Annotated in this window: 19 protein-coding genes; 13 read left to right on the forward strand and 6 right to left on the reverse strand. The window is 57.6% G+C overall.

Going from position 1 to position 19480, the window contains the following annotated elements:
- Positions 1-62 precede the first annotated feature (62 nt).
- Entirely contained in the window at positions 63-785 is a 723-nt protein-coding gene (gene deoD / locus G7090_RS03450) for a purine-nucleoside phosphorylase (protein WP_010427122.1), read from the forward strand.
- A gap of 139 nt (positions 786-924) precedes the next feature.
- On the forward strand, positions 925-2253 hold the full coding sequence (gene yjjJ, locus G7090_RS03455) for a type II toxin-antitoxin system HipA family toxin YjjJ (RefSeq protein ID WP_166181550.1): 1329 nt from the start codon (positions 925-927) through the stop codon (positions 2251-2253).
- 70 nt (positions 2254-2323) lie between these two features.
- Here yjjJ and lplA read toward each other — a convergent pair whose 3' ends face one another.
- Complete coding sequence (lplA, locus tag G7090_RS03460; RefSeq protein ID WP_106994157.1) at positions 2324-3340, reverse strand: lipoate--protein ligase LplA; 1017 nt, start codon at positions 3338-3340, stop codon at positions 2324-2326.
- A 39-nt stretch (positions 3341-3379) separates the two neighbouring features.
- Positions 3380-4024 carry a YtjB family periplasmic protein gene (locus tag G7090_RS03465; protein ID WP_106994326.1) on the reverse strand — a complete coding sequence of 215 codons (645 nt, stop codon included), beginning with the start codon at positions 4022-4024 and terminating at the stop codon, positions 3380-3382.
- Between the two features lie 121 nt (positions 4025-4145).
- Between G7090_RS03465 and serB the strand changes: the two genes are divergently transcribed.
- From serB to nadR, 3 genes are read left to right on the forward strand one after another with little or no spacing between them, the layout of a single operon-like run.
- On the forward strand, positions 4146-5114 hold the full coding sequence (serB, locus tag G7090_RS03470) for a phosphoserine phosphatase (protein WP_106994325.1): 969 nt from the start codon (positions 4146-4148) through the stop codon (positions 5112-5114).
- 11 nt (positions 5115-5125) lie between these two features.
- On the forward strand, positions 5126-6511 hold the full coding sequence (gene radA, locus G7090_RS03475; RefSeq protein WP_166181551.1) for a DNA repair protein RadA: 1386 nt from the start codon (positions 5126-5128) through the stop codon (positions 6509-6511).
- A gap of 35 nt (positions 6512-6546) precedes the next feature.
- Positions 6547-7779 carry a multifunctional transcriptional regulator/nicotinamide-nucleotide adenylyltransferase/ribosylnicotinamide kinase NadR gene (gene nadR / locus G7090_RS03480; protein WP_106994159.1) on the forward strand — a complete coding sequence of 411 codons (1233 nt, stop codon included), beginning with the start codon at positions 6547-6549 and terminating at the stop codon, positions 7777-7779.
- 94 nt (positions 7780-7873) lie between these two features.
- On the opposite strand, the gene ettA is transcribed toward nadR, so the two are convergent.
- Entirely contained in the window at positions 7874-9541 is a 1668-nt protein-coding gene (ettA, locus tag G7090_RS03485) for an energy-dependent translational throttle protein EttA (RefSeq protein WP_106994160.1), read from the reverse strand.
- A 220-nt stretch (positions 9542-9761) separates the two neighbouring features.
- On the opposite strand from ettA, the gene sltY reads away from it, so the two are divergent.
- On the forward strand, positions 9762-11699 hold the full coding sequence (gene sltY, locus G7090_RS03490) for a murein transglycosylase (protein ID WP_166181552.1): 1938 nt from the start codon (positions 9762-9764) through the stop codon (positions 11697-11699).
- A gap of 56 nt (positions 11700-11755) precedes the next feature.
- A complete protein-coding gene (gene trpR / locus G7090_RS03495; RefSeq protein ID WP_106994162.1) occupies positions 11756-12085 on the forward strand; it encodes a trp operon repressor in 330 nt (109 codons plus the stop codon).
- Between the two features lie 30 nt (positions 12086-12115).
- Here trpR and yjjX read toward each other — a convergent pair whose 3' ends face one another.
- On the reverse strand, positions 12116-12631 hold the full coding sequence (gene yjjX, locus G7090_RS03500) for an inosine/xanthosine triphosphatase (protein ID WP_166181553.1): 516 nt from the start codon (positions 12629-12631) through the stop codon (positions 12116-12118).
- A gap of 49 nt (positions 12632-12680) precedes the next feature.
- Between yjjX and gpmB the strand changes: the two genes are divergently transcribed.
- Positions 12681-13328 (forward strand): 2,3-diphosphoglycerate-dependent phosphoglycerate mutase GpmB, encoded by a 648-nt coding sequence (gene gpmB / locus G7090_RS03505; protein ID WP_166181554.1) that lies wholly within the window; start codon positions 12681-12683, stop codon positions 13326-13328.
- Here gpmB and robA read toward each other — a convergent pair.
- Positions 13325-14194: an MDR efflux pump AcrAB transcriptional activator RobA gene (robA, locus tag G7090_RS03510; protein WP_106994164.1), complete on the reverse strand. Its 870-nt coding sequence runs from the start codon at positions 14192-14194 to the stop codon at positions 13325-13327. The two genes, gpmB and robA, sit on opposite strands and share 4 nt — an antisense overlap.
- A 214-nt stretch (positions 14195-14408) precedes the next feature.
- On the opposite strand from robA, the gene creA reads away from it, so the two are divergent.
- The 4 genes from creA to creD are packed head-to-tail and all read left to right on the forward strand — an operon-like array spanning position 14409 to position 18415.
- Complete coding sequence (creA, locus tag G7090_RS03515) at positions 14409-14879, forward strand: protein CreA (RefSeq protein WP_106994165.1); 471 nt, start codon at positions 14409-14411, stop codon at positions 14877-14879.
- A gap of 14 nt (positions 14880-14893) precedes the next feature.
- Positions 14894-15583 carry a two-component system response regulator CreB gene (gene creB, locus G7090_RS03520; RefSeq protein ID WP_166181555.1) on the forward strand — a complete coding sequence of 230 codons (690 nt, stop codon included), beginning with the start codon at positions 14894-14896 and terminating at the stop codon, positions 15581-15583.
- Positions 15583-17007 (forward strand): two-component system sensor histidine kinase CreC, encoded by a 1425-nt coding sequence (creC, locus tag G7090_RS03525; RefSeq protein ID WP_166181556.1) that lies wholly within the window; start codon positions 15583-15585, stop codon positions 17005-17007. Before creB ends, creC begins: the two co-directional genes overlap by 1 nt.
- A gap of 58 nt (positions 17008-17065) precedes the next feature.
- Positions 17066-18415: a cell envelope integrity protein CreD gene (gene creD / locus G7090_RS03530; RefSeq protein ID WP_166181557.1), complete on the forward strand. Its 1350-nt coding sequence runs from the start codon at positions 17066-17068 to the stop codon at positions 18413-18415.
- Positions 18416-18459: 44 nt separating this feature from the next.
- Here creD and arcA read toward each other — a convergent pair whose 3' ends face one another.
- Positions 18460-19176 carry a two-component system response regulator ArcA gene (gene arcA, locus G7090_RS03535; RefSeq protein WP_032616427.1) on the reverse strand — a complete coding sequence of 239 codons (717 nt, stop codon included), beginning with the start codon at positions 19174-19176 and terminating at the stop codon, positions 18460-18462.
- Positions 19177-19271: 95 nt separating this feature from the next.
- Between arcA and yjjY the strand changes: the two genes are divergently transcribed.
- Positions 19272-19412, forward strand: coding sequence for a protein YjjY (gene yjjY / locus G7090_RS03540; RefSeq protein ID WP_001541509.1), 141 nt, complete (start codon positions 19272-19274; stop codon positions 19410-19412).
- The last annotated feature ends 68 nt before the right edge of the window (positions 19413-19480 follow it).

Genomic DNA, 19480 nt, shown 5'->3' on the forward strand with positions numbered 1-19480 from the left:
CATGTAGGCCGGGTAAGGCGCAGCCGCCACCCGGCAAAACAACAATATAAAAGGATCTGAAGATGGCAACTCCTCACATTAATGCAGAGATGGGTGATTTCGCTGACGTCGTATTGATGCCGGGCGACCCGCTGCGCGCGAAGCACATCGCGGAAACTTTCCTCGAAGACGTGCGTGAAGTGAACAACGTTCGCGGCATGCTGGGCTTCACCGGGACCTATAAAGGCCGCAAAATTTCCGTAATGGGTCACGGCATGGGTATCCCGTCCTGCTCCATCTACACCAAAGAGCTGATCACCGATTTCGGCGTGAAGAAAATCATCCGCGTGGGCTCCTGTGGCGCCGTGCGTATGGACGTTAAGCTGCGTGACATCGTTATCGGCATGGGTGCCTGCACCGATTCCAAAGTAAACCGTATGCGTTTCAAAGATCACGACTTCGCGGCGATTGCTGACTTCGGCATGGTACGTGACGCAGTTGACGCTGCCAAAGCGCTGGGCGTTGAAGCTCGCGTGGGTAACATCTTCTCTGCGGACCTGTTCTACGCGCCAGACGGCGGCGAGATGTTCGACGTGATGGAAAAATACGGCATCCTGGGCGTGGAAATGGAAGCGGCAGGCATCTACGGTGTGGCAGCAGAATTCGGTGCGAAAGCCCTGACCATCTGTACCGTGTCTGACCATATCCGTACTCACGAGCAGACCACTGCCGCTGAGCGTCAGACCACCTTCAACGACATGATCAAAATCGCACTGGAATCCGTTCTGCTGGGCGATAAAGAGTAAGCATTCCCCTGGGGGCATGCTGCCCCCATTTTTTTAAAATCTATTCATATTCTCCCTCCTGCTTCGCCATTTCCCTTTACATTTCATTTGAATATGCTATGAAATTCATTCAAGTATCTATTCACAAAACCATTCACTGATGACAACCATAACTGACCTGCTGTTACAGGGGCCGCATGCGGCACCAGAGCTTCGCCAGCACCTGGGCATCAGCCAGGCGACGTTTTCACGGCTGGTTTCCGCGCAGGAACGCGTGATCCAGTTTGGAAAAGCACGTGCCACGCGCTACGCCCTGCTAAGGCCGGTGCGGGGGATGAGCGTATTTCCCTTCTGGCGAGTGAATGAGCAGGGCCGGGCCATTAAAGGCGGCGAGATTTACCCCACCTGGCCGCAGGGGAGCTGCCTCGTATTAAAGGCCGAAGGCGACTGGCAATGGTTTGATGGGCTTCCCTGGTACCTGAACGATCTTCGACCCCAGGGCTTTTTAGGCCGTGCCTGGGGCCGCCGCATGGCGCAGCAATTCTCACTCCCGGAAGATATTCGCCTGTGGCAGGAAAGCGACGTGCTGTATGCGCTTAGCCAGTTTTCAGGTGAGCATTCTGGCGGCTGGCTGGTGGGTGAAGACAATTATCAGCGCTGGCTCTCTGCCACGCCACCGCAGGCCATCCCCGACGATCAAAAGCCGCGACGCTATGCGCAATTATCCCGGGAGGCGCTGGCAGGGGAGATCGTGGGGTCGTCGGCGGGCGGGGAACAGCCCAAGTTTTCCTGCTTTACCCGGACGGCATCAGGTGATGCGCATGTGCTGGTCAAATTTACCGCCCCACAACTGAGCGCAGTTTCGGTTCGCTGGGGGGATCTGCTGCTGGCGGAGGCCATTGCCCTCACTACGCTGGCGGATGCGGGGATCGCGGCCAGCGATGCAGTAGCGTTGCAAGGGGAAAACGGTCAGGTTTTTCTGGAGGCTAAACGCTTCGACTGTGAGGGTGTCACCGGCAGAAGGGCCATTGTGTCCCTGGAGGCGGTGCAAAGTGAATTTGTCACCGCAAGCGCCTCGTGGCCGCACACGGTCAATAAGCTGGTGCAGGCGGGAATCGTGGAGACAACGGCCGCGGGCCGGGTCGAAAAGATATGGGCATTTGGCCGCCTGATTGGTAATAGCGATATGCACGCGGGAAACCTCTCCTTCTATTATTCCGGCTTGCCGTTATCCCTCGCCCCCGTTTATGACATGTTGCCGATGGCGTTTGCCCCTTCCAGCGCGGGCATGATGCGTGAGGAAACCTGTGAGATACGTTTTGACAGCACGGTATCGCGCCAGGCCTGGGAGTTTGCCTTGCCGCTGGCGGCACGGTTCTGGGAAAAGGTGATGGCTGAAGGGCGGATAAGTGAAAACTTCCGCCAGATCGCAGCGGGTATGCAAGCTCGATTAAGTGATATTGAAGTAATGGTCCAAAGAATGGCGTGAATGTCATGCCGGGTGGCGGCTTCGCCTTACCCGGCCTACGCTTTACAGGCCCGCGTCAGCGGGCTTTTTATTATCTCACCGCCCGCGCAATCCAGGCCGACAGCTCCCGCAGCTCCATCTCCTGCTCCGGGAAATCGCCGATCAACGCATCGCACGCCTGCTGCAGCATATCCGCACGGTACAAACAGCCCTGCAGACGGGCCGCAAGGGCTTCTAAGGGGGCCGGGTTCAGGCTGTCGGTAAAGACCTGCGTGCGGGTGATATGGCCCTTCTCGACGTCGAAGTGCAGTTCCACGCCGCCCCAGGTGAAACGCTCATCCAGCAGGTGCGAGAAGGCAGGGGCCTGGCCGAAGTTCCACTCCCAGCTGCTCTGGCGGGCAAAGGTCTCGGCAAAATTCGGCAGGTCCGGGGTCTTGTCCGGGGAGATCACTTCCGCTTCCACGCGTTCGCCATAGTGGGCAAAAAACGCCTCGCGGATCGCGTCGCAGATCTGCTCGTGGGTCACGCCCGGGAGCAGATCCACCAGATTGGCAACCCGTCCGCGCACGGAGGTAATGCCTTTGGCCTGCAGCTTTTTCTGGTCGGGATTGAGGTAGTTTGCCAGGCGGCTGAGATCGGCATTCAGCAGCAGGGTGCCGTGGTGAAAACCGCGGTCCAGGGTTTCGCGATAGGCCGAGCCGGAAACCTTCCGATCGCCTTCTGGCGTTTTCACCACCAGATCGTTGCGCCCTGACGCTTCCGCCGTGGCCCCCAGCGCCTGTAACGCGCTAAGCACAATGTTGGTGGAGATGGTTTTGTCGTACTCCGGCTTCCCCGCCATAAAGGTAAAACAGGTGTTGCCGAGGTCGTGGAACACCGCGCCGCCGCCGCTGCTGCGACGCGCCAGGCGGACGTTGTCCTCTTCCATGCGTCGCGTGTTGCACTCTTTCCACGGATTTTGCGCCCGGCCAATGACCACCGTATCGGCGTTGCGCCACAGGAACAGCACCCGCTGCGTGGCGGGCATCTGGCGGAAGATGCACTCTTCCACCGCAAGGTTAAACCAGGGATCGTAAGAGTCAGAGATAAGCAGGCGTAACGTCGTCATGGCAAAGTTCCTTTTCTGAATCGTCTCGCTACTTTAACACTATTCCTTCTTCTCGCTCTCTTCCTCTTCCGGCACCGACTTGCTGGCGGTAAGCAGGAAAGGCGACTGCTGCCAGCGGGTGCGTTTGCCCTGCAGCAGCGTGCGGGTCAGGACCACGCCAATTGCCAGCGACAGCAGCAGCATCAGGCGCAGGATGTTGGTGGTGTTATCCACCTGCTTGGCCTCGGTGGCCAGAGTATGGGTGTCGAGGGTCAGACGCAGATAGCCGAGCGGGCCGTTTTTGCCCTGAATCGGCTCCACCAGCTGCTGGTTAAAGTAGCCGCCAGCTTTTTTACCATCCAGCGCCAGCCGGTCACGCACCTCAACATGCTCGCCCGAACGCGCAATCAGCTCGCCTTCTTCATCATAGACACTGGCATCGAGGATCCGGCTCTCATCCGTCAGGATATGCAGGATCTGGCCGATACGTTTTTCATCCGGCGATTCGGTACGCATCAGGGGGGCGATGTTAAGCGACACCTGACGGGCCAGAGTGTGTGCCAGCTCTTCAAGCTGCGGGTTACGTTGTCGTTGATGATTCTGGCTGAACCAGGATGCGCCCTGCATCAGCGCCACTAACAGGGCGAGACAGGAGAGGACAATCACGGCACGATGAAGCCGGAATTTCAGTTTTGCACGAGCCATATTCCACCTGCTGAAAATTTTCGGGGTTAATGTTGCCAGAAGTGATGGTTACAAGGTAGCCTCATGCGTTATTTTCACCCCCTGGATACTTCCCGGCGCGAACGATTTTACAGGAGCTTTAATGCCAAACATTACCTGGTGCGACCTGCCCAACGATGTCTCTTTATGGCCAGGATTGCCGCTCTCATTAAGTGGTGATGAGGTAATGCCTCTGGACTACCATGCTGGCCGTAGCGGCTGGCTGCTGTATGGACGCGGCCTGGATAAACAGCAGTTAACCCAGTATCAAAGCAAGCTGGGTGCGGCGATGGTGATCGTTGCCGCCTGGTGCGTGGAAGATTATCAGGTCATTCGTCTGGCCGGCTCCCTGACCCAGCGCGCCACCCGTCTGGCACACGACGCCGGGCTGGATGTGGCTCCGCTCGGTAAAATCCCGCATCTGAAAACCCCGGGACTGCTGGTGATGGACATGGACTCCACCGCCATTCAGATCGAGTGCATCGACGAGATTGCCAAACTGGCCGGTACCGGCGAGATGGTGGCCGAAGTGACCGAGCGTGCGATGCGCGGCGAGCTGGACTTCACTGCCAGCCTGAAACAGCGCGTGGCGACCCTGAAGGATGCCGACGCCAATATTCTTATGCAGGTGCGTGAAAAGCTGCCGCTGATGCCGGGCCTGGTGCAGCTGGTGCTGAAGCTGGAAACGCTGGGCTGGAAAGTGGCCATCGCCTCCGGCGGGTTCACCTTCTTTGCTGAGTATCTGCGCGACAAGCTGCGTCTGGATGCGGTGGTCGCCAACGAACTGGAGATCAGAGACGGGAAGCTGACCGGAAACGTGGTTGGCCAGATCGTCGATGCTCAGTTCAAGGCCAGCACCCTGACGCGTCTGGCGGAAAAATATGATATCCCGGTTGCCCAGACGGTGGCGATTGGCGACGGCGCGAACGATCTGCCGATGATTAAAGTGGCCGGGCTGGGCATTGCTTATCATGCTAAACCGACCGTGAATGAAAAGACGGAAGTCATTATCCGTCATGCTGACCTGATGGGGGTGTTCTGCATTCTCTCCGGCAGCGTGAATCAGAAATAAAGAGGTAAAACGTGGCGAAAGCTCCAAAACGCGCATTTGTTTGTAATGAATGTGGTGCGGATTATCCGCGCTGGCAGGGGCAGTGCAGCGCCTGTCATGCCTGGAACACCATCACCGAAGTGCGCGGAGTTGCCGCTTCACCCACCGTCGCCCGTAACGAGCGCCTGAGCGGTTACGCGGGCAACGCGGGCGTATCAAAAGTCCAGAAGCTCTCCGACATCAGCCTTGAAGCGCTGCCGCGCTTCTCCACCGGGTTTAAAGAGTTTGACCGGGTGCTGGGGGGCGGCGTGGTACCGGGGAGCGCCATTCTGATCGGTGGTAGCCCGGGGGCCGGGAAATCGACCCTGCTGCTGCAAACCCTGTGCAAACTCGCGTCACAGATGAAAACGCTGTACGTCACCGGGGAAGAGTCGCTGCAGCAGGTGGCGATGCGCGCCCACCGCCTGGCGTTGCCGACCCTGGACCTGAATATGCTCTCCGAAACCAGCATCGAGCAGATCTGCATGATTGCTGAAGAAGAGCAGCCGAAGCTGATGGTGATCGACTCCATCCAGGTGATGCACATGGCTGATGTGCAGTCGTCGCCGGGCAGCGTCGCCCAGGTGCGTGAGACCGCAGCCTACCTGACGCGCTTCGCCAAAACGCGCGGCGTGGCGATCATCATGGTCGGCCACGTCACCAAAGATGGCGCGCTGGCCGGTCCGAAGGTGCTCGAGCACTGTATCGACTGCTCCGTGATGCTGGATGGCGATGCCGATACCCGTTTCCGTACCCTGCGCAGCCACAAAAACCGCTTCGGTGCGGTGAATGAGCTGGGCGTGTTTGCCATGACCGAGCAGGGGCTGCGTGAAGTCAGCAACCCGTCGGCCATCTTCTTAAGCCGCGGAGATGAAGTGACGTCCGGCAGCTCGGTGATGGTGGTCTGGGAAGGGACACGCCCGCTGCTGGTGGAGATTCAGGCGCTGGTCGATCATTCCATGATGGGCAACCCGCGTCGCGTGGCAGTAGGCCTCGAGCAAAACCGTCTGGCGATTTTGCTGGCGGTGCTGCACCGCCACGGCGGCCTGCAGATGGCGGATCAGGACGTGTTTGTGAACGTGGTCGGTGGGGTAAAAGTCACCGAAACCAGCGCCGACCTCGCGCTGCTGCTGGCGATGGTCTCCAGCCTGCGCGACCGTCCGTTGCCACAGGATCTGGTGGTCTTTGGCGAAGTCGGGCTGGCCGGGGAGATCCGTCCGGTGCCGAGCGGCCAGGAGCGTATCTCCGAGGCGGCGAAACACGGCTTCCGTCGGGCGATTGTGCCCGCCGCTAACGTGCCGAAAAAGCTGCCGGAAGGGATGACGGTTTTCCCCGTTAAAAAACTCTCTGATGCGCTAAGTGTCTTTGACGACTTATAATTACCTATTCGTTGTTGCAGGAGGCACCGTAATTTATGTCGTCATTTGACTATATCAAGACCGCGATCCGCCAGAAGGGCTGCACATTGCAGCAGGTGGCGGAAGCCAGCGGTATGACCAAGGGCTATTTAAGCCAGCTGCTGAATGCCAAAATCAAAAGCCCCAGCGCGCAGAAGCTGGAAGCGCTGCATCGCTTTCTGGGGCTTGAGTTTCCGCGCATGCAGAAGAACATCGGCGTGGTGTTCGGCAAGTTTTACCCGCTGCATACCGGGCATGTCTACCTGATCCAGCGCGCCTGTAGCCAGGTGGACGAACTGCATATCATCATGGGCTACGATGACACGCGCGACCGCGAGCTGTTCGAAGCCAGCGCCATGTCCCAGCAGCCGACCGTCTCTGATCGCCTGCGCTGGCTCTTGCAGACCTTCAAGTATCAGAAAAATATTCGTATTCATGCCTTTAATGAAGAGGGCATGGAACCTTATCCCCACGGCTGGGACGTGTGGAGCAACGGCATAAAAGCCTTTATGGAAGAGAAAGGGATCCAGCCTAACTGGATCTACACCTCTGAAGAGTCTGATGCCCTGCAATACCCTGAACATCTGGGAACGGAAACGGTGCTGATTGACCCTAAACGCACCTTTATGAACATCAGCGGGGCGCAGATCCGCGAAAATCCGTTCCGCTACTGGGAATACATCCCGACGGAAGTGAAGCCGTTCTTTGTGCGTACCGTGGCGATCCTCGGCGGCGAGTCCAGCGGTAAATCGACGCTGGTTAACAAGCTGGCGAACATCTTCAACACCACCAGCGCCTGGGAGTATGGCCGGGATTATGTCTTCTCGCACCTCGGCGGGGATGAGATGGCGCTCCAGTATTCCGACTACGACAAGATTGCCCTGGGGCATGCCCAGTACATTGATTTCGCGGTCAAGTACGCCAATAAAGTGGCCTTTGTCGATACCGACTTCGTCACTACTCAGGCGTTCTGTAAAAAGTATGAAGGGCGCGAGCACCCCTTTGTGCAGGCACTGATCGACGAGTACCGCTTTGACCTGGTGATCCTGCTGGAGAACAATACTCCGTGGGTGGCGGACGGGATGCGCAGCCTGGGCAGCTCAGTGGATCGCAGAGAGTTCCAGACCATGCTGGTGGAGATGCTGGAAGCGAACAATATCGACTTTGTGCATGTGGAAGAGGCGGATTATGACGGCCGCTTCCTGCGCTGCGTGGAACTGGTGAAAGAGATGATGGGGGAGAAGGGTTAGGCCCTCGTGCGGCCTGATGCCCTCACCCTGGCCCTCTCCCACAGGGAGAGGGTACAAATACTAAAAACGGCAACCGAGGTTGCCGTTTTGCATTTTATTTCGAGATACGCTTGTACTTGATACGCTTCGGCTCCAGCGCGTCGGCGCCCAGCGTGCGTTTCTTGTACTCTTCGTACTCGGTGAAGTTACCTTCGAAGAACTCCACTTTACCTTCATCCTGGTAATCCAGAATGTGGGTCGCGATACGGTCGAGGAACCAACGGTCGTGGGAGATAACCATTGCGCAGCCCGGGAACTCCAGCATGGCGTTTTCCAGCGCACGCAGGGTTTCGATGTCCAGGTCGTTGGTCGGTTCATCGAGCAGCAAAACGTTACCGCCAACCTGCAGCAGCTTGGCCAGGTGCAGACGACCACGCTCACCACCGGACAGTTCGCCCACGCGTTTACCCTGATCAACACCCTTGAAGTTGAAGCGGCCCACGTAGGCGCGGCTTGGCATCTCGGTGTTGCCGATACGCATGATATCCTGCCCGCCGGAGACTTCTTCCCACACGGTTTTGCTGTTATCCATCGCGTCACGGAACTGGTCAACGGAGGCCAGCTTCACGGTTTCACCCAGGGTGATGGTGCCGCTGTCAGGGGCTTCCTGACCGGACATCATACGGAACAGCGTCGATTTACCCGCGCCGTTCGGACCGATGATGCCCACGATTGCGCCTTTCGGTACCGAGAAGCTCAGATCGTCGATCAGCACGCGGTCGCCGTAGGATTTACGCAGGTTGCTGACTTCCACTACTTTGTCACCCAGACGGGCTCCAGGTGGAATAAACAGTTCGTTGGTTTCGTTACGCTTCTGGTATTCGGCGTTGTTCAGCTCTTCAAAGCGTGCCAGACGGGCTTTGCCCTTAGACTGACGGCCTTTCGCGCCCTGACGAACCCACTCCAGCTCTTTCTCAATCGACTTACGACGCGCCGCTTCCTGAGAAGCTTCCTGCGCCAGACGCTGATCTTTCTGCTCCAGCCAGGAGGAGTAGTTGCCTTCCCACGGAATACCTTCCCCGCGGTCCAGCTCGAGGATCCAGCCCGCTACGTTATCGAGGAAGTAACGGTCGTGGGTGATCGCTACTACGGTGCCTTCGAAGTCGTGCAGGAAGCGTTCCAGCCAGGCAACGGATTCCGCATCCAGGTGGTTCGTCGGTTCGTCGAGCAGCAGCATGTCTGGCTTTTCCAGCAGCAGACGGCACAGCGCGACGCGGCGGCGTTCACCCCCGGACAGTTTTTCAATTTTGGCATCCCAGTCTGGCAGACGCAGGGCATCGGCCGCGCGCTCCAGCTGCACGTTCAGGTTGTGACCGTCGTGTGCCTGGATGATCTCTTCAAACTTGCCCTGCTGAGCCGCGAGCTTGTCGAAGTCAGCGTCCGGCTCAGCGTACTTGGCGTACACCTCATCCAGACCTTTCAGCGCGTTAACCACTTCGGCAACGGCTTCTTCGACGGACTCGCGAACGGTGTGCTCCGGATTCAGCTTCGGTTCCTGCGGCAGGTAACCGATTTTAAGGCCAGGCTGTGGACGGGCTTCACCTTCGATGTCTGTATCGATGCCCGCCATGATGCGCAGCAAGGTGGACTTACCGGCACCGTTGAGACCCAGAACACCGATTTTTGCGCCCGGGAAGAAGCTCAGCGAGATATTTTTAAGAATATGACGTTTCGGCGGGACCACTTTGCCGACACGATGCATGGTATAAACGAATTGAGCCACGTTGGACTTCGCCTCTTTTATCGTGATGAGAATAGTGGCGAAGTGTAGCCTTTTTCCCTGCCTAATCCCAGCCATCGACGCCGGGAGTGTTAAAGCGCGCAAGAAAGGTAAAAATGTGTCCATGACGTGGCGCGTTAAGCGATGCCTGGTTAGCATAAGTTAATTACGCTTTTGCGCGGCAAGACGCTGCATTTAACGACGATTAACAGAGGACGAGCGTGTGGTAAAAGCCAAACAGGTGGCCTGGCAAGTGCTGGCTGCCAGCGTATGCGTGCTGACCATCAGCAGCGCGGCGCGAGCCGATTCACTGGATGAACAACGTAACCGCTATGCCCAGATCAAACAGGCATGGGATCAGCGGCAGATGGAGACGGTGCAGGCCCTGATGCCGACACTGAAAGACTATCCGCTGTATCCGTATCTGGAATACCGTCAGCTGACTGACGATCTGATGAACCAGCCGACCGTCACCGTCAAAAACTTTATTCAGGCCAATCCGACGCTGCCGCCCGCGCGTACCTTGCAGTCGCGCTTTGTGAACGAGCTGGCGCGTCGGGAAGACTGGCGTGGCCTGCTGGCCTTTAGCCCGGATAAGCCTGGCACCACCGAAGCGCAGTGCAACTACTACTACGCGAAGTGGGCGACGGGTCAGCAGGAAGAGGCCTGGAACGGCGCTAAAGAGCTGTGGCTGACCGGCAAAAGCCAGCCGAACGCCTGCGACTCGCTGTTTGGCGCCTGGCGCGCGTCCGGCAAGCAGGATCCACTGGCCTATCTCGAGCGCATCCGGCTGGCGATGAAAGCGGGTAATACCCGTCTGGTGACCACCCTCGCCGGGCAGATGCCGCCGGAGTACCAGACCATCTCCAGCGCCCTGATCCAACTGGCGAACGATCCGAAGACGGTGATGGATTTTGCCCGCAACACCGGCGCTACCGATTTTACCCGTCAGATGGCGGCAGTGGCCTTTACCAGCGTGGCGCGGGATGACGTGGAAAACGCCCGGCTGATGATCCCGTCCCTGGCCCAGGCACAGCAGCTGAATGACGATCAGACCCAGGAGCTGCGCGATATCGTGGCGTGGCGTCTGATGGGCAATGACCTTACCGACGAGCAGGCACGCTGGCGCGATGATGCCATCATGCGTTCAAACTCCACGTCGCTGGTAGAGCGCCGGGTGCGTATGGCGCTGGGCAACGGCGATCGCCGCGGCCTGAACACCTGGCTGGCACGTCTGCCGATGGAAGCCAAAGAGAAAGACGAGTGGCGCTACTGGCAGGCCGATCTCCTGCTGGAGCGGGGACGGGAGGATGAGGCGAAATCGATCCTGCACGCCCTGATGCAGCAGCGTGGTTTCTATCCGATGGCGGCGGCTCAGCGCCTTGGCGAAGAGTACAGCCTTAAGATTGATAAAGCCCCGGCCGGCGTCAATGCGGCGCTGGTGAACGGGCCGGAGATGGCGCGAGTGCGTGAGCTGATGTACTGGAATCTGGATAACACCGCCCGCAGTGAATGGGCGAATCTGGTTACCAGCCGCACCGTAGATGAGAAAGCCCAGCTGGCGCGCTATGCCTTTGATAACCGCTGGTGGGATCTGAGCGTGCAGGCGACGATCGCCGGCAAGCTGTGGGATCATCTCGAAGAGCGCTTCCCGCTGGCCTATAACGATCTGTTCAAGCGCTACACCAGCGGGAAAGAGATTCCGCAGAGCTATGCGATGGCGATTGCCCGTCAGGAGAGCGCCTGGAACCCGAAAGTGCGCTCGCCGGTGGGGGCCAGCGGTCTGATGCAGGTGATGCCGGCCACCGCCGCCCATACGGTGAAGAAGTTTTCTATTCCGGGCTACAGCAGCCCATCGCAGCTGCTGGATCCGGAGACCAACATCAATATCGGCACCACCTATCTGCAGAGCGTCTACGACCAGTTCGGTCAGAACCGTATCTTCGCCTCGGCGGCCTATAACGCTGGTCCAGGACGGGTGCGCACCTGGCTTGGTAACAGCGCCGGACGCATCGACGCGGTGGCCTTTGTCGAGAGCATTCCGTTCTCGGAAACCCGCGGCTATGTGAAGAACGTGCTGGCGTATGATGCTTACTATCGCTACTTCATGGGAGAGAAAGATGCCCTGATGAGCGACAGTGAGTGGCAGCGACGTTACTGATCGGTGTGGGTTATGTTATGCTTGTACTCGTTTAAGAGTACAACAGGCGGCATAACATGACCCAGCATTCCCCATATTCATCGGCGATGGCCGAACAACGTCATCAGGAGTGGCTTCGTTTTGTGGAGCTGCTTCGTGCATCTTATGACCAGGATTTGCATCTGCCGCTGCTGCAGCTGATGCTCACCCCCGACGAGCGTGAGGCGCTGGGTACGCGGGTGCGGATCATCGAGGAGTTACTCCGCGGTGAGATGAGCCAGCGTGAGCTGAAAAGCGAGCTGGGGGCAGGGATAGCGACTATCACCCGCGGATCGAACAGCCTGAAATCGGCGCCGGTTGAACTGCGCCACTGGCTCGAACAGGTATTGCTTGAGGGCAAACCGTAGGCCGGATAAGGCGCAGCCGCCATCCGGCAATTAACGGTAAATCGCGTTATGAAACGGGCTTAACGCCAGAATCACCGCCTGATGGTAAACGCTTGAGCGCGTCAGTGCCCCGGCGGTAAAGACGCCAATCGCCCCCTCTTTGCGACCAATCTCATCAATGCCCGTGTAGTGTGACATCACCGGGCCCAGCGCTTCACCTGCGCGCACTTTATCCAGGATCACTTCCGGCAGCGGCAGGGTGGCCGAGCGTGCCTCACCGCGCTGGTCGCGGCTCTCGATAACCACCCAGCTAAAGGTGGCCCCTTCGTCAATACCGGCTTCAATCGCCACCCAAAAATCGGCATCTGGACGAGCCAGCCTGGCGTTAGCCACGCGATTGCGTGCGCCAGCCCGGGTTTCTTCGCTGCCGAATGGCTGTTCCGGGACGCCGCTCTCGACGCTGACGGAGGCAATATGGCAGGATCCTTCGCCGAAGATCTTGTCAAATGCCCTTAGAATTGCCTGAATTTTGGCAGGATTAGTGGTAGCAGAGACAACCTGGTGCATAATTAAGCCTAACTCTAAAAATATCATCGCAGTATAACGGAAAAAAAGCATGTTACAGGTATACCTTGTTCGCCACGGTGAAACGCAGTGGAACGCCGAGCGACGTATTCAAGGCCAGTCAGACAGTCCACTTACGGCCAAGGGTGAGGAACAGGCCCGGCAGGTTGGCGAACGCGCCAGAACACTGGGCATCACTCACATCATCGCCAGCGATTTAGGTCGCACGCGGCGCACAGCAGAGATCATCGCGCGGGCCTGCGGCTGCGATGTCACTGTGGATGCCCGCCTGCGCGAGCTGGACATGGGGGTGCTGGAGAAGCGGCTTATCGATACCCTGACCGAAGAGGAAGAGGCATGGCGTCGTACGCTGGTTAACGGCTCTGAAGATGGCCGCATACCGGAAGGCGAATCGATGCTGGAGATGAGCGAGCGTATGCACGCGGCGCTGGCGGCCTGTCTGGAGCTGCCTGAGGGCAGTCGACCGCTGCTGGTAAGTCACGGTATGGCGCTGGGTTGCCTGGTCAGTACCATCCTCGGACTGCCGGCATGGGCTGAGCGTCGCCTGCGTCTGCGTAACTGCTCGCTTTCCCGCATCGATTATCAGCAGAGTCCGTGGCTGGCGTCAGGCTGGATTGTGGAGATGGCAGGGGATATCTCGCATCTCGATGCCCCTGCGTTAGATGAGCTACAGCGTTAACGGCGAACAGGAATCAGGTATTCGCAGCGCAAATCGATTGGGCGTTCATCCGGTTTAACATCCGTTGACGGATAGTAACGCTCAATATCCTGACCCTTTCTGCGATTCAGGTTCAGCATCGGCATGCAGGTACCGTACACCGTCATGATGAAGTCCTGTACGCCGGTGCCCAGCCCTTCGTAGGTGAACATCACGTATTCCCCCCCTTCCACGACCACCGGTTTCGATCCCTGGATATAGCCGTTGGCCATCTCAGGCGTTAACGCCGTGGTGTAGAAGACCTCCTGCTCGTCATCTTTTTCCAGACTTGGACGCGTCTCGTTCAGGCCATACAGCAGCGGCGGAATGGCCGGGGCGTGGCTGAGGAAATCACGCCAGAACTGGACCCGCATCTGGTGACGGAACTCGGAGATCTGCTCCAGCGAGCAAGAGTAGCTTTGGGTGGTGCCGATCAGGTGGGTTTCCGGCAGGGTGACCATCTCGTGCTTCGGCATCTCGAATTCGCCCAGACGCAGCGGCGGGCGCATCCCGAATGAACTCCAGTCCGGCGAGCGACGATAGAGCGCAGGGGTCAACGAGAACTGTTTTTTGAACGCGCGGGTAAAGGTCTGCTGCGAATCAAAACGATACTGTAAGGCGATGTCCAGAATAGGACGCGCGGTCAGGCGAAGCGCCACGGCGGATTTGGAAAGTCGACGCGCGCGGATATAGGCGCCGATGGCGTGACCGGTGACATCCTTGAACATCCGTTGTAAATGCCACTTAGAATATCCCGCTTTTGCCGCCACATTATCGAGTGACAAAGGCTGGTCCAGATGGCCTTCCAGCCAGGTAAGAAGATCGCGAATAATTCCAGCCTGATCCATATACTATCCTCATCCTTAATACAGCAGACACCCTGCTAAACAGGTTAGCGGATAATAGCATTTTTTGATGTTTTAGCATTCAGTGTTTTTTTTGCGCTTAAATGCGCTTTGCCCGGCATTTCGGGGAGATATATTCTAATCCTGTGATCTGGCTACCTTTTTTCTCATCATTGTTGAATAATGACGCAATGTAATTTTCAAATATGGTAACAATATGAAATACAAGACATTGATCCTTACTACGCTGCTTTTATTAACCGGACATGCCGCGCAGGCAGAAGAAATTGGTTCCGTTGATACCGTATTTAAGGTTTTCGGGCCTGACCATAAAATCGTTGTTGAAGCCTTTGACGATCCCGAAGTGAAAAATGTGACCTGCTATATCAGCCGGGCCAAAACCGGCGGTATTAAAGGCGGACTGGGACTGGCGGAAGATACCTCCGATGCGGCGATCTCCTGCCAGCAGGTGGGGCCGGTTGAGCTGAGCGATAAGATTAAAAACGGCAAGTCGCAGGGCGAAGTGGTATTCCAGAAACGCACCTCGTTAGTGTTCAAAAAACTGCAGGTCGTGCGTTTCTATGATGCGAAGCGTAATACGCTGGCCTATCTGGCCTACTCGGATAAGGTCGTGGAGGGCTCGCCGAAAAATGCCCTCAGCGCGGTGCCGATCATGCCGTGGCATTAAATCAGGACTATCCCATGCAGCAACCCGTGGTCTGGTTGGTTGAAGACGAAATCAGTATCGCTGATACGCTGATCTACATGCTCCAGCAGGAGGGCTTTGCGGTAAAGGCCTTCGAACGCGGCCTGCCCGTGCTGGAAGAAGCGCGTCGGCAGATCCCGGCGCTTGCCATTCTGGATGTCGGCCTGCCGGACATCAGCGGCTTTGAGCTGTGTCGCCAGCTGCTGGCGCTGCATCCCGCGCTGCCGGTGCTGTTCCTGACCGCCCGCAGCGATGAGGTAGATAAATTGCTCGGGCTGGAGATTGGCGCGGATGATTACGTCGCCAAACCTTTTTCACCCCGGGAAGTATGCGCCCGGGTGCGAACCATTTTACGGCGGATGCAAAAATCCGCCGCGCCGTCCGATATCGTCCGTATCGGCGAGTTTGAACTGAATGAGCCCGCCGCCCGCATCAGCTGGTACGGAGAGCCGCTGCCGCTGACGCGCTACGAGTTTCTGCTGCTCAAAACGCTGCTGAACGCGCCAGGCCGCGTCTATTCCCGTCAGCAGCTGATGGATAAAGTCTGGGGAGAGGAGGGCGATAGCTACGATCGCACCGTGGACACCCATATCAAAACCTTGCGCGCCAAGCTGCGGGCGGTGAATGACCAGCTTTCTCCCATCAGCACTCACCGCGGCATGGGCTACAGCCTGGGACTGTATTAATGCGCATTGGCATGCGGCTGTTGCTGGGGTACTTCCTGATTGTGGCTATCGCGGCATGGTTTGTGCTGTCGATCTTTGTCCAGGAGGTGAAGCCCGGCGTGCGCAGGGCCACGGAAGGGACGCTGATCGACACCGCCACGCTGCTGGCCGAAGTCGGACGCGAGGATCTGCTCTCGGGCGATGCGCAGCGGGGCAGGCTGGCGCAGGCTTTTTCGCAGCTTCATCAGCGACCTTTTCGCGCCAATATCGGCGGCATTCACAAAGTGCGTAACGAATATCACGTCTACATGACTGATGCCCGTGGTCGGGTGGTGTTTGATTCCGCCGGGCTGGCGGTGGGCCAGGATTACTCGCGCTGGAACGATGTCTGGCTGACCCTGCGCGGTGAATATGGCGCCCGCAGCACCCCGGGCAATCCGGACGATCCTGAGAGTACGGTGATGTACGTGGCCGCGCCGGTGGTCGATCAGGGCAGGATTATCGGCGTACTGTCGGTCGGCAAACCCAACAGCGCGATGGCCCCGGTCATCAAGCGCAGCGAGCGGCGGATCCTGTGGGCCGGTGGGGCGCTGCTGGGTATTGCGTTGCTGATTGGTCTTGCGGTGGCCTGGTGGATCAATCGCTCGATTCACACCCTGTCGCGCTATGCCGACTCGGTTACCAGCGATACCCCGCTGCCGTTGCCCGATCCGGGAAGCAGCGAACTGCGCAAGCTGGCGCAGGCCCTGGAGAATATGCGTATTCGCCTTGAGGGGAAAAATTATATTGAACACTATGTTCATGCCCTCACCCACGAGCTGAAAAGCCCGTTAGCCGCGATCCGCGGCGCGGCGGAGATTCTGGCAGAACAGCCGCCGCCCCAGGTAGCTGCCCGCTTTATCGACAATATTCTGGTGCAAAATGCGCGAATGCAGTCGCTGGTGGAAAAGCTTCTCGCTCAGGCCCGGCTGGAAAATCGGGTAGAGATTGTTCCGGTGAGCGTCAGCGTTGACGCGCTCTTTACGCGGCTCGCCGATGCGCGGGCGGTAACGCTCGCAGCGAAAAATATCACCCTGACCCGTCAGCGCACGCCGTGCTGCGTGGCGGGCGATCCCGACCTGCTTGAGCAGGCGCTGGGTAACTTGCTGGACAATGCGATCGACTTCACCCCGCAGGGTGGGGCGATCCAGCTTGCGGCCACGGAAGCCCACGGGCAGGTGAACATTACCGTGACCGACAGCGGCAGCGGGATCCCGGACTACGCCCTGGCGCGGATTTTTGAACGCTTCTATTCGCTCCCGCGGGAGAACGGGCTGAAAAGCAGCGGGCTCGGGTTGGCCTTTGTTCAGGAGGTGGCGCGTCTGCATCAGGGCAGTATTGATTTGCAGAATCGCTCTGCCGGCGGCGTGACGGCTACGCTGACGCTTCACCGTCCCTTCACATAACTTCAAACTGGCCCCACATAGCGCAGTTAGGCTCTCCTCATCACAAAGGAGAGCCACTATGAAATCCCCCCTGTTCTGGAAAGTCAGCACCCTGTTGGGGTGCATCCTGCTGTTACTCGTCCCGCTGTTTATGGTGGGTAATCTGATTTCGGAGCGCGAGAGCTATCGCAACGAGGTCGAAAACACCCTGCGCCAAAGTACCAGTGGTCCACAGCAGCTGGTTGGCCCGCTTGTCGCCATTCCGGTGACGGAAACTTACTTCAAGGCTGAGGAGGGAAAGCAGGTTGAATATAAAAAGCGCTACATGCACTTCATCCTGCCGGAGTCGCTGCAGGTCAACGGTAATCAGCACGTTGAGTCGCGAAGCATCGGGATTTATGACGGGCAGATCTGGAATACTGAGCTAAAAATCAGCGCCCGATTTACGCTCGATGAACTGGATCAGCTGAAGGGTGAAACCATGACCCTGGGGAAACCCTTTATCGTGGTCGGCGTCGGGGATGCGCGAGGCATTGGCGCGGTCAGCGTTTCAAAAATCAATGGTGAGACGTTAAGCATCGAGCCGGGGGCGGGGGTTTACGGGACGTTATCCGGCATTCACATGCCGCTGAGTGATAAAGCCCTCGAGTCTAAAAGCTTCCCGCTGGAGATGTCTCTGAACCTGACCGGTACCGGCAGCTTTGCGGTGGTTCCGGTGGGGCGTAAAAGCGCCATGACCCTCAACAGCAACTGGCCGCATCCGGGGTTTATGGGCAATTACCTGCCGGTTAAACATCAGATTAGCGATTCCGGTTTCCAGGCTAACTGGCAGAGCAGCTGGTTCGCCAATAATCTCGGAGGCTGGTTCAACGACAACGATGTTCCTGAATGGAGTGCGATCCCGGCCTTTAGCGTCACGGTCGCGACCCCTGCGGATCAGTATCAGCTCACGGATCGCGCAATCAAGTACGCCATTCTGCTGATTGCCCTGACCTTTATGGCCTTCTTTGTCTTCGAAACCCTGACCGGGCTGCGCCTGCACCCGATGCAGTATCTGCTGGTCGGGCTGTCGCTGGTGCTGTTCTATCTGGTACTGCTGGCGTTGTCTGAGCATGTAGGCTTTACGCCCGCCTGGATTATTGCCAGCTTGGTGGGGGCGGTCATGAACGGTATTTACCTGCAGGCGGTGCTGAAAAGCTGGAAGCTCAGCGGCATGTTTGTGCTGGCGTTGCTGGGGCTGGACGTGGTGATGTGGTTCCTGCTGCGATCGGAGGACAGTGCGCTGCTGCTGGGTTCAGCCGTGCTGGCGCTGGCCTTGTTCGCGGTGATGTATCTGACTCGTCACTTTGACTGGTACTCGCTTTCACAGCCAAAGCGTCCACAGCCACCGGCGGAACCGGATACAGAGGTGATGCGGTTATGGAAATAAAAAAACGGCGCGAAAGCGCCGTTTTTTATGGCCGATGTGCAGAATTACTCCTGCAGGTCACCGCAGAAACGATAGCCTTCACCATGGATGGTGGCGATGATTTCCGGGGTATCCGGCGTGGATTCGAAGTGTTTACGAATACGGCGGATGGTGACATCAACGGTACGGTCGTGCGGCTTCAGCTCACGGCCGGTCATTTTTTTCAGCAGTTCTGCACGGGACTGGATCTTGCCCGGGTTTTCGCAGAAGTGCAGCATGGCGCGGAATTCACTGCGCGGCAGTTTGTACTGGTCACCCTGTGGGCTCACCAGAGAACGGCTATTAATATCAAGTTCCCAGCCGTTGAATTTGTAGCTGTCTACGCTACGACGCTCTTCGCTGACCGTGCCCAGATTCATGGTACGGGACAGCAGATTGCGGGCACGAATGGTTAACTCGCGAGGGTTAAACGGTTTGGTGATGTAGTCATCCGCACCGATTTCCAGGCCAAGAATTTTATCAACTTCATTGTCGCGGCCGGTCAGGAACATTAACGCAACGTTCGCCTGCTCACGCAGTTCGCGCGCCAGCAGAAGGCCGTTTTTACCCGGCAGGTTAATGTCCATGATGACCAGGTTGATATCATTTTCAGAAAGGATCTGATGCATCTCTGCGCCATCGGTCGCTTCAAAGACATCGTAGCCTTCTGCTTCGAAAATGCTCTTTAACGTGTTGCGTGTTACCAACTCGTCTTCAACGATAAGAATGTGCGGGGTCTGCATGTTTGCTACCTAAATTGCCAACTAAATCGAAACAGGAAGTACAAAAGTCCCTGACCTGCCTGATACATGCCACAAATTAACATGACCGGCGTAACGTGACTAAAGTACGTAATTGCGTTCTTGATGCACTTTCCATCAACGTCAACAACATCATTAGCTTGGTCGTGGGTACTTTCCCTCTGGACCCGACAGTGTCAAAAACGGCTGTCATCCTAACCATTTTAACAGCAACATAACAGGTTAAGAGACGCCGGACACCCAATAAAACTACGCTTCGTTGACATATATCAAATTCAATTGTAGC

The organism is Leclercia sp. 29361 (assembly GCF_011290365.1).
Taxonomy (GTDB): Bacteria; Pseudomonadota; Gammaproteobacteria; order Enterobacterales; family Enterobacteriaceae; genus Enterobacter; species Enterobacter tamurae.